The sequence below is a fragment of the Amycolatopsis sp. NPDC049688 genome (assembly GCF_040674975.1).
Taxonomy (GTDB): domain Bacteria; phylum Actinomycetota; class Actinomycetes; order Mycobacteriales; family Pseudonocardiaceae; genus Amycolatopsis.
The window spans coordinates 609,562-624,631 of the sequence record NZ_JBFANY010000002.1; the positions used below are offsets into that span (position 1 = coordinate 609,562).

Sequence of the window (15,070 nt, forward strand, 5' to 3'; positions counted from 1 at the left end):
TCGTCTACAACGCGCTCAACACGATCTCCGCGCTGATCCGCACGGATCCCGAAGAGGCGCGAGAGCTGCTTCAGGACTTCGCCGACTTCACGCGCTACTCGTTCCGGACGTCGGGCATGTTCACCTCGCTGGCCGAGGAGCTGCGCAACATCGACCGCTACCTGACGATCGAGAACGCCCGCTTCGGCGGCCGGCTCGAGGTGCGGATGAAGATCGCGCCCGAGGTGCTCAGCGTCGTCGTGCCGTTCCTGATCATCCAGCCGCTGGTGGAGAACGCGGTCAAGCACGGGCTGGCCAGCAAGCCCAGCGGCGGCTGCGTCACGGTGATCGCGCAGGACTACGGCACCGAAGCGCTGATCAGCGTCGAGGACGACGGCATCGGCATGGACCCGCGGCGGCTCAACGAGCTCAAGAGCGCCCACCGCACCGGCGCCCACGTCGGGCTCGGCAACATCAACCAGCGCATGCAGCAGGTGTTCGGCAGCGACTACGCGGTGATGGTGGAGACCGCGCCGGGCGCCGGCATGAAGGTGACGCTGCGGGTGCCGAAGTTCGTCCCGGGTGTCCGGCCGAACATGCCGGACTACAGCTCCGAAAGCCACCCGGACGAGGCCGACGTCCCGGTCCAGGGCGGTCCGGCCCAGCTGAACGGCGCCGAGGTGAACGGCGTCAACGGCACGCGCTCCGGCATCCTCCCCATGGGCTGACTCCGGCTAGCCTGGCTGTATGAGCGTTACGGACAAACTGGCTTCGCGGATCCCGGTCCTCGCCGACCGCGTCGAGCGCAAGGACGTCGTGGCCGTGGTGAAGCTGCACGGCGTGATCACGCCGTCGCCGTCCCCCCTGGCCAGGGGCGCGATCAACCTGGCCGCGGTGGAGTCGGCGCTGACCAGGGCGTTCGGGCACGACCGGCTGAAGGCGGTCGCACTGCTGATCAACTCGCCGGGTGGCGCGCCGACGCAGTCGGGCCTGGTCGCCGAGCGGATCCGGCAGCTCGCCGACGAGAAGGGCGTCCCGGTCCTGGCGTTCTGCGAGGACGTCGCCGCCTCGGGCGGCTACTGGCTGGCGTGCGCGGCCGACGAGATCTACGTCCACCGGACGTCGATGGTCGGCTCGATCGGCGTGATCAGCGGCGGCTTCGGCTTCACGGGCCTGCTGGAGCGCTTCGGCATCGAGCGCCGGCTGCACACGGCGGGCGCGAACAAGTCGCGCCTGGACCCGTTCTCGCCGGAGAAGCCCGAAGACGTCGAGTGGCTGAAGAAGATGCACAGCCAGCTCCACGAGCTGTTCGTGAACTGGGTCAAGGAGCGTCGCGGCGATCGCCTGACGTCTTCGGAGGACCTGTTCACCGGTGACGTCTGGCTCGGCGCGAAGGCGGCCGAACTGGGCCTGGTCGACGGCCTCGGCAGCCTGCGCCAGATCATCACCGAGCGCTACCCGGAGGCGGAGATTTCGGTGGCCGAGCCGAAGAAACCCCTGCTGGCGCGCCTGGGCCTGGGCGCCCCGGCGGCGGCGTCGGCGGTGCTGGACGCGGTGACGCAGAAGGCCGCCTGGTCCCGCTTCGGCCTCTGACGTGGATGTCCGGTTCGAGTACTTCCGGGCAGACTTTGTGACCTGGATCACTCAAGCCGCGTAACGCCTCTGGAAACACGGTCGGGCCTCAGGTCTCCTTGTCGACGGGCTTTGTTGTGAACGGCAACAAATCCGGTCGACAAGGAGGTCGTCCCCGATGCCCCACTCCCGCAGACTCGCCATCGGCGCGGTGCTCGGCGCCGCGCTCATCGCCGTCCCCCTCACCCTCCCCGCCGCCGCCTCCATCCCGCCGCCCGAATCGGGGTGGACCACCGTCTTCGCCGACGACTTCACCGGCGGCTCCGGCTCGCTCCCGTCGAGCGCGAACTGGATCATCGACACCGGCCACGCCTACCCGGGTGGCCCAGCCAACTGGGGCACCGGCGAGATCCAGAACTACACCGCCAGCACCGGCAACCTCTCGCAAGACGGCGCCGGCAACCTCCGGATCACGCCGTTGCGCGACGGCTCGGGCAACTGGACCTCGGCGCGGATCGAGACCCAGCGCACCGACTTCAAGCCACCCGCCGGCGGGGTCATGCGGATCGAAAGCCGGATCCAGATGCCGGACGTCACCGGCGCCGCCGCGCTCGGCTACTGGCCCGCGTTCTGGGCGCTCGGCGGCCCGTACCGCGGCAACTACTGGAACTGGCCCGCCATCGGCGAGTTCGACATCATGGAGAACGTCAACGGGATCAACTCGGTCTGGGGCGTCCTGCACTGCGGCGTCAACCCGGGCGGCCCGTGCAACGAGACCACCGGCCTGCCCGCCAACCGCGCGTGCCCCGGCAGCAGCTGCCAGTCCGCCTTCCACACCTACCGCTTCGAATGGGACGCGAGCACCAGCCCGCAGGTCTTCCGCTGGTTCGTCGACGGCCAGCAGTTCCACTCGGTCAGCCAGAACCAGGTCGACGCGACGACCTGGGCGAACATGACCACCCACCAGGGCTACTTCGTGCTGCTGAACGTCGCCATCGGCGGCGCGTTCCCGAACAACAACTCCGGCACGACGACGCCGGGGCCGGGCATCGTGCCGGGCCGCCCGATGGTCGTCGACTACGTCACGGTGTCCACCCGCGGCGGCGGTGGCGGCACGACGACCCCGCCGACCACGACCACGCCGCCGTCCGGTGGCACCAGCGCCTACCGCACCATCCAGGCCGAGTCGTTCGGCCAGCAGTCCGGCGTGATCACCGAGGCCACCTCGGACACCGGCGGCGGGCAGGACATCGGCGCGGTGGCCAACGGCGACTGGACCCTCTACCCGAACGTCGACTTCGGCAGCAGCGCGGCGACGAACTTCCAGGCGCGGGTGGCGTCCGGCGCGGCAGGCGGGGTCAGCGGGCTGGTCGAGGTGCGGCTCGACAGCCGGTCCAACGCGCCCGTCGGCAGCTTCGCCGTCGGCAACACGGGCGGCTGGCAGAGCTGGCGGACCGTCCCGGCGAACATCAGCGCCGTGACCGGCGTGCACAACGTGTATCTGACGTTCACCAGCGGCCAGCCTGCCGATTTCGTGAACCTCAACTGGTTCACCTTCGTGCACTGAGACGAGGGGCCCGCGGCCCCGGTCGCGGGTTCCCTCACTCAATGCGGACGGGGGCTGGACATTGCACTCGGCAATGGGCAGGATGCGTTTCACTGTGAGTGCTCACGATGACACCCGGAAGCTCGTGGTCCTGGCCGTGGACGACGAGCCGAACGGTCTTGACGAACTCGTCCACTGCCTGCGCAACAGCCCGCACGTGGCCAAGGTGTTCCCGGCGATCGACGCCTCCGAGGCGCTGCGGTTGCTGTCCACCGACGACCCGCGGCTGCGCGAGCGCAAGGACCGCGGCCTGCCGATCGTCGACGCCGTCTTCGCCGACATCGACATGCCGGGCCTGTCCGGGATGGAGATGTCCCGGGTGTTCGCCGCGCTGCGGCCCTCGCCCGCGCTGGTGTTCGTCACCGGCCACGCCGAAGAGGCGGTCAACGCCTTCGACCTCGGCGCCCTCGACTACGTGCTCAAGCCGTACCAGCAGGACCGCCTGGACCGCGCGATCTCGCGCGTGATCGACAAGCTCGCGGCCGCCGCGGCGCCCCCGCCCGGTGCGCTGGGCGGCGAGCCGGTGAAGAACGACGACGAGGTCATCCCGGTCGAGCTGGCCGGCACCACCAAGCTCATCCCGCGCTCCTCGGTCCGGTGGGTCGAGGCGCAGGGCGACTACGCGCGGCTGTTCACCACCGAAGGCAGCCACCTGGTCCGCATCCCGCTGGCCCAGCTGGAGGAACGCTGGGAGAAGGCCGGGTTCGTCCGGATCCACCGGTCGTTCCTGGTCGCGCTGCCGCTGATCACCGAGCTGCGCATGGGCCAGGGCGGCTACCAGGTCGTCATCGGCAACGAGGAGAAGGTGCTGCCGGTGAGCCGGCGGCACACCCGCGCGCTGAAGGACCGGCTGGTCGGTTCGGGCCGGAACGGCTGAGCCGGGCGCGGCCATGACCGACGACTTCTACGAGCGCCGCGCCAACGGCGTCCGCGAACCGGATCCGACGCTCGGCAGGCGCGCCCGCCACCGGCCGCTGCCCCAGCCGACGGACCGGGCCGTCGTCGAATCGCTGCCGCCGGCGCCGGAGAACGAGCCGCCGCCGAAGCCGGAGCACCACGCGAAACCCAAGCGGGAGCGGGTGATCCTCAACGATCCCCGCCGCGGGGCCGGCACCCTGCGCGCCCGCGTCGAGCTGGAGGAACAGACCAGCTGGGGGAAGCTGCTCGTCCGCGACCACCTGGTGAAGGTGCAGCTGCGGACGGGGTTGCTGCTCGCGCTGCTCGTCATCGTCGTGTTCGGTTCGCTGCCGGTGCTGTTCTACGCGGTGCCGGGGTTCTCCCGCGCGAGCTTCCTGGGCATCCCGGTGGCCTGGCTGATCCTCGGTGTGTTCCCGTTCCCGTTCCTGTTCGGGGTCGGCATCTGGTACAACCGGCTGGCCGAACGCAACGAACGCGCGTTCGTGGACATGATCGAAAACTAGTTTCGCACTGACTCGTGCGAGGATTCCCCCCGTGCAGTTGAACCCGTGGGCCTTGACCGGCATCGTGCTGGTCGCCGTGGTGACGCCCTACCTCGGTCACCGCTCCTCGCGGTCGGCGACGAGCACGCACGACTTCCTGGTCGCGCGGCGCACCGTGCGGTCGCGCCGCAACGCCGCCGCGATTTCCGGTGAGTACCTGTCCGCGGCGTCCTTCCTCGGCATCGCCGGGATCGTGCTCAAGGACGGTGCCGACGCGCTGTGGTTCCCGATCGGCTTCACCGCGGGCTACCTGGCGCTGATGCTGTTCGTGGCGGCGCCGCTGCGCCGGTCCGGCGCGTACACGCTGCCCGACTTCGTCGAGATGCGGCTCGGCTCCAAGGGCCTCCGCCGGTTCTCCACGGCGTTCGTCGTGTTCATCGGGATCCTGTACATGGCCCCGCAGCTGCAGGGCGCGGGCCTGACGCTGGCGACGGTGCTGCCGGTGCCGGCGTGGGCGGGCGCGATCGCGGTGATGGTCGTGGTCGCGTTCAACGTGATCGCCGGCGGCATGCGCGCGATCACCGTCATCCAGGCCTTCCAGTACTGGCTCAAGCTGTTCGCCATCTCGGTGCCCGCGTTCGTGCTGTGCATGGTCTTCTTCGCCGGAGGCGGCCCGGACGGCTTCCGCCCGCTCGGCGCCGCCGCGCCGCCGGTGTTCACCAGCGACACCACGGTCGACGTGCAGACCGACGTCACCCTGCACGTCACCACCGACACGTTCCTCTACGCCTACGGCCGCACCGACAACGGCCCGGCGGCCGGCCCGACGCACTGGACGCCGCTGGCGCCGCACACGGTGTCCGAAGGCACCAAGCTGAAGTTCCTGGCCGGCACGCCGGTCCCGGTGGTCAGCGATTCCGTCGCCGACAACTCGAACTGGCTGCACCCGGGCTCGGGCAGCCTCACCGACCTGCTCCAGACGTACTCGCTGATGTTCGCGACGTTCCTCGGCACGATGGGCCTGCCGCACGTGCTGGTCCGCTTCTACACCAACCCCGACGGCAAGGCCGCGCGCCGCACGACCGTGCACGTCCTGCTGCTGCTCGGCCTGTTCTACCTGTTCCCGACGCTGCTGGGCGCCCTGTCCCGGATGTACGTCCCGGAGCTGCTGGTGACCGGCAAGACCGACGCGGCGATCCTGCAGCTGCCGTCGGCGATGCTGCCGGGAGTCGGCGGGCAGCTCCTCGGCGCGGTCACCGCCGCGGGCGCGTTCGCCGCGTTCCTGTCCAGCACGTCCGGGCTGCTGGTGAGCGTGGCCGGGGTGGTGTCGACCGACCTGCTGCCCGGCCGGGTGCGCGACTTCCGGGTGGCGACCGCGCTGGTCGCCCTGCTGCCGATCGCGCTGGCGGTGGGGCTGCGCCCGGAGGACATCTCGCTGTCGATCGGGCTGACGTTCGCGCTCGCCGCGTCGACGTTCAGCCCGCTGCTGCTGCTGGGCATCTGGTGGCGCAAGCTGTCCTGGCCCGGCGCGCTGGCGGGGATGTTCGTCGGCGGCGGGCTGGTGCTGGCCGCGCTGGTGGTCAACGTCGTGAGCGGCTACACCGGCGGCTGGGCGCCCTGGTTCGTCAACCAGCCCGCGCTGATCACCGTCCCGGCGGCCTTCGTGACGACGTACCTGGTCAGCCGGGTGACGGGGTACGGCCGCCCCGAGCACGTCCACGACATCATGCTGCGGCTGCACGCGCCCGATCCGCTCGGCTTCATGCGGGACCGGGCCGTCGCACGGTTCGGCCAGGCCGAAGAGAAGACCCGGCTGCCCGGCCGCGGCCGCCACCGGAAGTAAGTGCGCCGACCTCACGCGCGGGCAACGCGTCCGCATGGCAGCATGGGAATCGTGGTGAGCCCTGCTGAACTGCCGACCGCCGAGGTCCGCGACCTGCCCAAGGACGGCCTCGTGCTGCTCGACGTCCGCGAAGACGACGAGTGGGCCGCCGGACATGCGCCCGACGCCGTGCACATCCCGATGGGCGAGCTGCCCGCACGCGTCGGAGAACTCGGTGACCTGCCCGACGACCAGCCGATCCACGTGATCTGCCGCAGCGGCGGCCGGTCCGCGCGGGCGGCCGCGTGGCTCAACCAGAGCGGCTGGGACGCGGTGAACGTCGCCGGCGGCATGGGCGCGTGGCAGCGCGAAGGCCGTCCGATGGTCGGCGAGCACCCCGGCATCGAACCCGAAGTGATCTAGCGTTGCACCCGGGGCAGCCTCCGCAGGGCCGGCCGTACCCGCCCGGGTACTGGCCGCGCCAGGCGCCGCCGCCGTCCGCCCAGCAGCTGCAGGGCCGGACGCTGGCTGCCCAGCCGGAGCCGTACCCGTACCACCGCCGCCCGGTGCACCGGCCGAAGCTGCGCTGGGTGGCGACCCCGCCGCCCGGCGCGTGGCCGCGCCGCCGCGTGGTGGCGCCCGAGCCGTACCTCGGCCCGCCGTCGTACCCGGTCCCGCCGCGCTGGGGCTTCCCGAACCTGGTCTGGCGGCGCCCGACGTCGGTGCCCGGCACGGCGTCCGACGAGACCCGCCCGATCGACCGGGTGCCGGTGCTAAGCCGCAGCCTGGTCGTCGTCCTGTTCGCGTTCGCCGTGCTCTGCGCGGTCGCGGCCGGCGCGGAGATCTGGCGGTACGTGCTGCTCGCCCAGGGTCGCGACTCCGCGCTGTCCCGCTCGGTGGTGGCGTTCTCCGACGGGTTCGTGGTCACCGCGGGGCTGCTGGCGTCGATCCTCGCGCTGTTCCCGGCCGGGCTGTCGCTGTGGTGGCTGCTGCTCGCCCGCCAGGCGGCGGCGGACGTGTCGGGCGACGACCCGCCGCGGCCGCTGTGGCAGGTGCTGGTCGGCGTCCTCGTGCCGGTGGCGAACCTGCCGATGGCCCTTTCGATCGTCGGCGAGCTCGAGCACGCCGTGCTGGGCCGCTCGCGTGACGCCCGGCCGAAGCCGTCGCGCCGGGTGCTCGTGTGGTGGGGCACCTGGCTGCTGAACTGGGTGCTGCTCGGCGTGTCGATCGGCTGGCGCTTCCGCGACGACGTGCAGTCGATGGCCGACAGCGTCGTCCTGGTCGCGCTGACCGACCTTTCCGCGGTCGCGCTGGCGGTGATGACGGCCCTGGTCGTCCGGCGGTTCTCGGCGCTGCTGGTGCCCTCGGACGCCCTGGACGTGCGTGAGATGCGCGTGCTGAAGGTGCAGGGTGCGCCGGAACCGGAGCTGCGGACTTCGCGGCCGGCCGGCGCCGCGCGCTAGTACCTCCCGTAGGCCGGTTCGAGCTGCTCGAAGGCTTGTTCCGCGATCGGCCAGACCTGGTCGACGACGGTTCCTTCGGCTTCGAGGGTCCGGTCGAAGACCTCCTGGAAGAGCACCCGCAGGACCGTGGCCAGGTGCGCGGCGGCCAGCACCGGGGTGACGTCCTCTTCGGGGTGACGGCGGACCAGCAGGTCGACGAGCGCCGCTTCGCGCTCGCGGTGCATCTCGTGCAGCGCGTTCGTCAGGACCGGGCTTTCCTTGATCATCCGCACGAACCCGGGGCCGGAGAAGCCGACCAGCGCGTGTTCGGCGCCCAGCGCCTCGAAGTAGAGCTCGCGCGTGTCGTGGAAGGCGCTGTCGCGGATCAGGGCGGCCGGCCAGGCCGCGAAGTCGGCGCGGATGTCGAAGACCAGGTCCTCCTTGCGCGGGAAGTGGTTCGTCACGGTCATCTTGGCGACCCGCGCCTCGGCGGCGATGTCCGCGATCGTCACGTCCTCGAAGCCGTTCCGGATGAACAGCCGGGTGGCCACGTCGGAGATGGTCTTCCTGGTCTCGTGCTTCTTCCGGTCCCGGAGTCCCTCGCTCATGGCGTCACTCTACTGGGTCGGACCCAAGATTGGGCTTGACCCAATGAATGGGTCCGACCTAATCTGAGGTTCGACCTAATCACTTGGGGTGAGCATGACGACGGCAGTCCGGCCGGATGCGGCGCTGTGGCGGCTCGGCGGCGTCCTGATCATGGGAGCGGTGCTGTCGATCCTCGACGCGACGATCGTGACCGTCGGGATCGACTCGATCGCCCGTGACCTGGACAGCCCGCTGACCACGGTGCAGTGGGTGGCGAGCGCGTACCTGCTGGCGGCGTCGGCGGCCATCCCGCTGTCGGGCTGGCTGACCGACCGGTTCGGCGGCCGCGCGGTGTGGCTGACGGCGGTGGCGATCTTCACCGCGGGCACGCTGCTGTGCGGCTTCGCGTGGTCGGCGCCGGCGTTGATCGCGTTCCGGGTGCTGCACGGCCTGGGCGGCGGCCTGATGCAGCCGGTCGGGCAGGCGGTCTTCGCACAGGCGGCGGGGCCGGCTCTGGGCCGGATGATCGGGGTGATCACCCTGCCGGCGACGGTGGCCCCGGTGCTCGGCCCGATGCTCGGTGGCGCGCTGGTGGCGGACCTGGGATGGCGCTGGATGTTCTTCGGGATCGTCCCGCTGGGCGTGGCGACGTTCCTCTTCGCCCGCCGGCTGCTCCCGGCGCCTTCGCCGGACGGCGTGCACACGGCTTTGGACGTCCGGGGGATCGCGTTGCTCTCGCCCGGGCTTGGCGTGTTCGTCTACGGCTTGGCCGAGGGGGTGGCCGTCGCCTGGTTCGCCGGAGCTGCGTTGCTGCTGGCGTACGGCGTCCACGCATCCCGGACAGCTTCGCCGGTGCTCGACCTGAAGCTGTTCCGGAACAAGGGGTTCGCGGTCGCGAGCGCGAGCACGTTCCTGCTCGGGGCGTCGCTGTACAGCTCGATGCTGCTGCTTCCGCTGTACTACCAGCAGGTGGAGCACGCGAGCGCGTGGCAGGCGGGGCTGCTGCTGGCGCCGCAAGCGCTCGGCTCGGCGGCGGTCCTGCTGGCGAGCGGCCCGCTGCTGGCCCGGTTCGGCCCCCGCCGGACGATGCTGGCGGGCATCGGGCTGTCCCTGCTGGGCACGATCGCCTTCACCCAGCTCGGCTCGGCGCCCGGCGGGGTCCTGCTGACCCTGTCCCTCCTGGTCCGCGGCGCCGGCCTGGGCGCGGCGACGGCTCCCGGCATGACAACGCTGTACGGCTCGCTGGAGCGGTCCCGCATTCCCCGGGCGGCGAGCGCGTTCAACGTGGTCAACCGCATCGGCGGCTCGCTGGGCACGGCCCTGCTGGCTGCCATCCTCCACGACCGGCTCACGGCTGCCGCATCCCCGCCGGCGGCGTTCGGCGCGACGTTCACGTGGGCGCTGGCCCTGTCGGCGCTGACGTTGGTCCCCGCTCTCTTCTTCCCTGCGAAAGGCACACGATGACCCTCCGTCTCCTGAGCGTCCACGCCCACCCGGACGACGAGTCCAGCAAGGGCGCGGCCACCCTGGCGCGCTACGCGGCCGAAGGCGTCGACGTCCTGGTCGCCACGTGCACGGGCGGCGAACGCGGCGACGTCCTGAACCCGGCCCTCGACACCGAAGAGACGTGGGCGAACCTGCCGGCGATCCGCCGCCGCGAGATGGCCGAGGCGGCGGCGATCCTCGGCGTCCGCCACCGGTTCCTCGGCCTGGTCGATTCCGGCCTCCCCGCCGACGGCGAGCCCCTCCCCGACGGCAGCTTCGCGGCCCTCCCGCTCCCGGAGGCGGCGGCCCCGCTGGTGGCCTTGATCCGCGAGTTCCGCCCGCACGTGGTGATCACGTACGACGAAACGGGCGGCTACCCCCACCCGGACCACATCCGCACCCACGAGGCCACGCTCGAAGCCTTCTCAGCCGCCGCCGACCCGGCCCGCTACCCGGGCACCGGCTCCCCATGGCGCCCCCAGAAGCTGTACTACCAGGCAGTCCTGAGCCGCGCGTGGTTCGAAGCCTTGCACGAAGCAACCCTGGCGGCGGGCCAGGAGTCCGCGATGACCGACGTCCTGAACGAGCTACCCCCGGACAAGCTCCCGGTCACGACCCGAATCCGCTGCGAGTCGTTCTTCGCCACCCGAGACCGAGCCCTCCTCGCCCACAAAACCCAGGTGGACCCGTCCCACCCGTTTTTCGCCCACTCCCGCGAAATCGAGCGCCAGGTCTGGCCCTACGAGGACTACCACCTGGCCCACCCGACCTCCGTCCCCGCGATCGAAGACAACCTCTTCACCGGAGTAACCCCATGACCCCCGTGTCGTCCCCCCAATCACGCATGATGCCTCCCCAATCACGCGAGATGGCCCTCCAATCACGCGAGTTCCGCCCCGGATCACGCGAGAACCGGGGTCGGCGAACCCGTCAGGCGGTGACCCGCAGCTCCCGCAACCCCCGGATCACGAACTCCGGCCGTCGCCGCGGAGCCTCCGCCAGGCGCAACCCCGGCAACTTCTCCGCCAACGCACTCAACGCAGCAGCGATCTCCACCCGAGCGAGAGGAGCACCCACGCAGTAATGAATCCCGAGCCCGAAGCCCAGATGCGCGTTGGGTGTCCGGCCGATGTCCAGGCGGTCCGGCTCGTCGAACACCTCCGGGTCGCGGGCCGCGGCTCCCAGCAGCGCGCCGATCTTCTGGCCGCGGGAAACCACATATCCCCCTATCGACACGTCCTCGGTCGCCGTCCGCTCGAACAGCTGCAGGGGCGCGTCGAACCGGATCAGCTCCTCGACACACGAATCCAGAAGGGCAGGTGAGGCCAGCAACCGCTCCCACTGGTCGCGGTGCGTGAGCAACGCCGTGATGCCGTTGCCGAGCACGTTCACCGTTGCCTCGTGGCCGGCCATCAGCAGCAACACCGCGGTGGCCACCAGCTCGTCCGGGGTCAGCTCGCTGCGCAGCAGGTCGCTGATGATGTCGTCGCCCAGCGCGTCCGCGCGGGCCGAAGCCACCGAGCGGATGTACGAGACGAACTCGGCCGCGGCTCGCTCGGCCGCGTCGCGTCCCTCCGGAGGGAGGCCGTATTCGTACATCTTCACGATCGCGTTGGACAGCTCGACCATGCGCGGGCCGTCAGTGCCCGGGACGCCCAGCAGCTCGGCGATCACCGCCACCGGCAGTGGCTGGGCGAGGTGCTCCAGGAGGTCGGCGCTGCCGTCGGCGGCGATGGCCGCCGCCAGGTTGTCGACCATGTCGGCCGCCAAGGCCGCGACCATCGGGCGCAGCCGCTGGACGTGGCCGCGGCCGAACGCGCCCGCGATCAGGCGCCTGAGGCGCGTGTGGGCCGGTGGCTCGTTCTCCAGGAGCGAGTTGCGGTGCAGCAGGTTGAACGAGGCGAACCGCTCGAGCGGCTGGGCGTCCTGCCAGATGCGGCCCAGACCACGATGGCGCAGCACCGCCGACGACGCGGCGTGCGACACCGCGATGGCGATGCCGAGACCTTCGTGGAAATGGACTTCGCCGCGGGAACGCAGCGCGGCGAACGCCGGGTACGGGTCTTCCAGGAACACAGGATCGCGGGGGTCGAACACGTCGCGAGACTAACCCTTCGATAGCGTCTGAAGCCGAGCCAGAGGAGGCAGCAGTGGGCAAGGGCGCGCGCAAGAAGGGTCCCAAGCAGGCGTCGGACCGCAAGCCGAAGGTGCGCGACGTCTTCGTCGGCCAGCCGTTCGAAGGGCTGGCGGCGGAGCCCGAACTCATCGCGCTGCGCGAGTTCGTGCCGTCCGCGACGGCCGATCTCACCCTCGCCGACGGTGGCGAGGTCACCCTCGGGACCGTGCTGCCGATGGCGGCGGCCGCGTTCGTCCGCTCCGACGGCCGGCGCTACCTCGGCCTCCAGGTGCAGACCCGCTCCTCCGACATCAGCCGTGACCTCGGCCGGTCGCTGAAGTGGCTGCTGGACGCCAAGGAAGGCGACGTCCTCGGCGTGCCGGACACGACCACCCCGCCGTCCGCCGACGAGCACGCGCGGCTCCAGGACCTGCTGACGCCCGGTGCCGAACTCGGCGTCACGCTGCACCAGGACTTCGCCTGGTGGCTGCCCGAGGACGCGGACGCCACCGGGGACGTCGCGGTTTCCCTCGAACGCGCGAACGCCGCGATCATGCCCACCGAGCGGCTCGGCTCGGGCGCCTACTGGGTGCTCGCCGGCGAGAAGGCGCACCTGCGCTGGGTCCGGCCGGAGCCGGAGAACCTGCTGCTCCAGGCGCTGGCCCGGCTGTCGGCGGCCGGCGAGCTCGGCCTCGGCGAGGGCTCGCGGTACGCGGGTTCGTTCCGGGCGCACGGCCTGCTCGTCCCGGTCTGGGACCTCGACCCCGAGGCCCACGCCCGCGAGTGGGCCGAGGCCAAGGACGCCCTCGGCGCCCGGCTCGAGACGGCCCTGAAGTCGCTCGACGACGAGCCGCTGAACGCCACCGAGCGCCGGGCGCGGGACGGCCTCATCGGCCGTCAGCTCACCCTGCGCTGATCTTCGTCGGCGGGTGGCGGACCGCCGGTACGAACCGGTGGTCCTCCACTCGCTCGATGAGCGTTCAACCAGGCATTATGTGGCGCACGAGACACCGCCGCCGGATCGCGCCGGTGGGACGATTCTCGGCGTGATACTTCACATCTGCGGGGCGGCCGAGTGGGCCGAAGTGGTCGAAGGCGGCGAGTACCGGCCGTCTTCGCTGGGGGAAGCCGGGTTCATCCACTGTTCCGACTTCGGCACGGCGACCCTGCCGGCCAACATCCGTTACCGGGGCCGCACCGACCTGGTGCTGCTCGAAATCGACCCGGCGAAGGTCGATGCGCCGGTCCGCTGGGAAGACGGCGTGCCGCCGCACCCGGAGGGGATCTGGTTCCCGCACGTCTACGGCCCGATCCCGCACGCGGCCGTCGTGGGCGTGCACGAATTCCGTGAGTCCGAAGGCGGCGGTTTCCGCCTGCCCGACTCGCTCGCCCACCGCTGACGTGGGCAGATCACGACCCGGCCGGGGAAGCGCGAATCCGGCCGGGAACGCGGGCAACCTGAGGGGGCTGTGATGCGTGTTGGGGAGGAAGGCAGCGCGGCTGCCGGCTACCCGACCCCGATGGGAGGCGATACGGTGACCGCTGCGGCACCCGTCTTCACCGGGGGAGATGTTCTGTCGACCGGTACCGGTCCGACCGGCGACCACGGCGGGATCGGTGCCGGTGAGCTGATCGACTCCGGGCCGTGTCCGCCTGCATTCGGCCGGACCGTCACCTCGATGACCAGCGCAGGCCGAGGGAGGGCCGCGACGTTGCCTGTCGAGTTCGCCGACTTCGGCGACTTCGTGCAGGCCACCTTGCCCGGCTTGCTGCGGTACGGTCACGCGCTCACCGGCAACCCGCACGACGCCGCGGACCTGGTGCAGACCGTGCTGGAGAAGATCGGTTCACGCTGGGCGTACGTCCACGACAAGACCGGCGACCCGCTGGCCTACGTCCGCCGGTCGATGGCGAACGCGCACGTGAGCCGCTGGCGCCGCACGCGCCGCGAGAACCTCGTCGCGGACCTGCCGGACACCAGCCCGCACGTGCCGGACGACCCGTTCGAGCACGAGCCGCTGTGGCGTGCGTTACGAACGCTGCCGCCGAGACAACGGGCCGTCATGGTGCTGCGTTATTACGAAGGTCTCTCGGAAGCGGAGATCGCCGGTGCTCTCGGCATCACCCAGGGCACCGTGAAAAGCCAGGCCAGCAAGGCGATCGCGTCCCTTCGGATGAAGCTGAAGGCGGCCGACGGCGAAGGCGAAGGGAGTGGTGCGGGTTGAACATCTCCGAGGACGAACTGGAGCAGCGCCTGCGCGCCCTGTTCGCTGACGAGCGGCTGGACCTGCCTCCGCCGCCCGACGCCGGCACGGTCATCGTCGCCGGTGCGCGACGGCGTCGGCGCCGTCGCCACACCGTGCAGGCTGTGGCCGCAGTCGCGGTGGCCGTGGTCGCCGTCTCGGGTGGGCTGACCATGATCCGGCTCCACACCGAGGACGGCACCGCGGTGATGTCCGCCGACGGAACCGAAAGCAGCGTCAAACCGCCCGAAAACCTCACGCAGGGCCGGCCACCGGAGCCGTCGACGCCCGGGCCGACCAGCACCCACGACATCCAGGTTTCGCAGACCCCCGGCTCGCCGCCGTCGAAGACGCCGCAGCCGTCGGCCCCGTCGCCGTCGAAGCTGCCGCCCGTGGTGACCGGGCCCCAGCTCGACGTGGACGGCTTCGGCACCCTCAAGCTGGGCATGTCCGACGCGCAGATCGCCGCGCAGGGGGTCACGCTCAGCAACGCGAATCCCGTCGCCGCCTGCACCGTCTACAACGCCAGCGGCGGCGGAGTGCCCGCACCCGCGACCATCGTGGTCTCCAAGTCGGCGGGGCTCCTGGCCATCACCCCCGAACAGGCGGTGCACACAGCCGAGGGCATCGGCACCGGAGCCACGAAGGAGCAGGTGCTCGCGGCCTACCCCGGAGCGAAGGAACAGCCCGGTCTCATCGTCGCCCCGGCCGCCACGTTCGAATTCCAGTTTTCGTTCGATGACTCCGTGGTCGCGCACATGACCCTCTCGGTGGTCAACGCGAACTGCGCCGGCTGAGCGCCGGCCGCATGCGGAAA

At 71.1% G+C, this 15,070-nt stretch carries 16 protein-coding genes; 14 read left to right on the plus strand and 2 right to left on the minus strand.

The window, feature by feature from the left end; genetic code table 11:
- The 8 genes from AB0J55_RS08850 to AB0J55_RS08885 form a co-directional block, all read left to right on the plus strand.
- Nucleotides 1–707: sensor histidine kinase (locus tag AB0J55_RS08850; protein ID WP_364244839.1), on the plus strand; the 707-nt coding region annotated here is incomplete at its 5' end.
- 19 nt (nt 708–726) lie between these two features.
- Nucleotides 727–1,572 carry a S49 family peptidase gene (locus AB0J55_RS08855; protein ID WP_364244841.1) on the plus strand — a complete coding sequence of 282 codons (846 nt, stop codon included), beginning with the start codon at nt 727–729 and terminating at the stop codon, nt 1,570–1,572.
- Nucleotides 1,573–1,729: 157 nt separating this feature from the next.
- A complete protein-coding gene (locus AB0J55_RS08860) occupies nt 1,730–3,118 on the plus strand; it encodes a glycoside hydrolase family 16 protein (RefSeq protein WP_364244844.1) in 1,389 nt (462 codons plus the stop codon).
- Nucleotides 3,119–3,200: 82 nt separating this feature from the next.
- A complete protein-coding gene (locus tag AB0J55_RS08865) occupies nt 3,201–4,034 on the plus strand; it encodes a LytTR family DNA-binding domain-containing protein (protein WP_199199637.1) in 834 nt (277 codons plus the stop codon).
- 13 nt (nt 4,035–4,047) lie between these two features.
- The gene (locus AB0J55_RS08870) at nt 4,048–4,578 is read left to right on the plus strand and encodes a hypothetical protein (RefSeq protein ID WP_364244846.1); all 531 of its coding nucleotides are present in this window, start codon (nt 4,048–4,050) and stop codon (nt 4,576–4,578) included.
- 31 nt (nt 4,579–4,609) lie between these two features.
- Complete coding sequence (locus AB0J55_RS08875) at nt 4,610–6,400, plus strand: cation acetate symporter (protein ID WP_364244849.1); 1,791 nt, start codon at nt 4,610–4,612, stop codon at nt 6,398–6,400.
- 42 nt (nt 6,401–6,442) lie between these two features.
- Nucleotides 6,443–6,802, plus strand: coding sequence for a rhodanese-like domain-containing protein (locus tag AB0J55_RS08880; protein WP_364244851.1), 360 nt, complete (start codon nt 6,443–6,445; stop codon nt 6,800–6,802).
- 2 nt (nt 6,803–6,804) lie between these two features.
- On the plus strand, nt 6,805–7,842 hold the full coding sequence (locus tag AB0J55_RS08885; RefSeq protein ID WP_364244854.1) for a DUF4328 domain-containing protein: 1,038 nt from the start codon (nt 6,805–6,807) through the stop codon (nt 7,840–7,842).
- Here the strand turns inward: AB0J55_RS08885 and AB0J55_RS08890 are convergent.
- Entirely contained in the window at nt 7,839–8,429 is a 591-nt protein-coding gene (locus AB0J55_RS08890; RefSeq protein WP_364244856.1) for a TetR/AcrR family transcriptional regulator, read from the minus strand. The two genes, AB0J55_RS08885 and AB0J55_RS08890, sit on opposite strands and share 4 nt — an antisense overlap.
- A 94-nt stretch (nt 8,430–8,523) precedes the next feature.
- On the opposite strand from AB0J55_RS08890, the gene AB0J55_RS08895 reads away from it, so the two are divergent.
- The gene (locus tag AB0J55_RS08895) at nt 8,524–9,873 is read left to right on the plus strand and encodes a DHA2 family efflux MFS transporter permease subunit (protein WP_364244858.1); all 1,350 of its coding nucleotides are present in this window, start codon (nt 8,524–8,526) and stop codon (nt 9,871–9,873) included.
- Nucleotides 9,870–10,712, plus strand: coding sequence for a mycothiol conjugate amidase Mca (mca, locus tag AB0J55_RS08900; protein ID WP_364244861.1), 843 nt, complete (start codon nt 9,870–9,872; stop codon nt 10,710–10,712). Before AB0J55_RS08895 ends, mca begins: the two co-directional genes overlap by 4 nt.
- A 112-nt stretch (nt 10,713–10,824) precedes the next feature.
- Here the strand turns inward: mca and AB0J55_RS08905 are convergent, their stop codons facing one another.
- On the minus strand, nt 10,825–11,991 hold the full coding sequence (locus tag AB0J55_RS08905; protein ID WP_364244864.1) for a cytochrome P450: 1,167 nt from the start codon (nt 11,989–11,991) through the stop codon (nt 10,825–10,827).
- A 53-nt stretch (nt 11,992–12,044) separates the two neighbouring features.
- Here AB0J55_RS08905 and AB0J55_RS08910 point away from each other — a divergent pair, with 53 nt between their 5' ends.
- The 4 genes from AB0J55_RS08910 (at nt 12,045) to AB0J55_RS08925 (ending at nt 15,050) form a co-directional block, all read left to right on the plus strand.
- Complete coding sequence (locus AB0J55_RS08910) at nt 12,045–12,926, plus strand: DUF5926 family protein (protein WP_364244867.1); 882 nt, start codon at nt 12,045–12,047, stop codon at nt 12,924–12,926.
- A 130-nt stretch (nt 12,927–13,056) separates the two neighbouring features.
- A complete protein-coding gene (locus AB0J55_RS08915; RefSeq protein ID WP_364244870.1) occupies nt 13,057–13,410 on the plus strand; it encodes a DUF952 domain-containing protein in 354 nt (117 codons plus the stop codon).
- 312 nt (nt 13,411–13,722) lie between these two features.
- Nucleotides 13,723–14,235, plus strand: a complete 513-nt coding sequence (locus AB0J55_RS08920; protein ID WP_364244873.1) for a SigE family RNA polymerase sigma factor — start codon at nt 13,723–13,725, stop codon at nt 14,233–14,235.
- Complete coding sequence (locus tag AB0J55_RS08925; RefSeq protein WP_364244876.1) at nt 14,232–15,050, plus strand: hypothetical protein; 819 nt, start codon at nt 14,232–14,234, stop codon at nt 15,048–15,050. The genes AB0J55_RS08920 and AB0J55_RS08925 overlap by 4 nt, the downstream gene beginning before the upstream one ends.
- Nucleotides 15,051–15,070 lie beyond the last annotated feature (20 nt).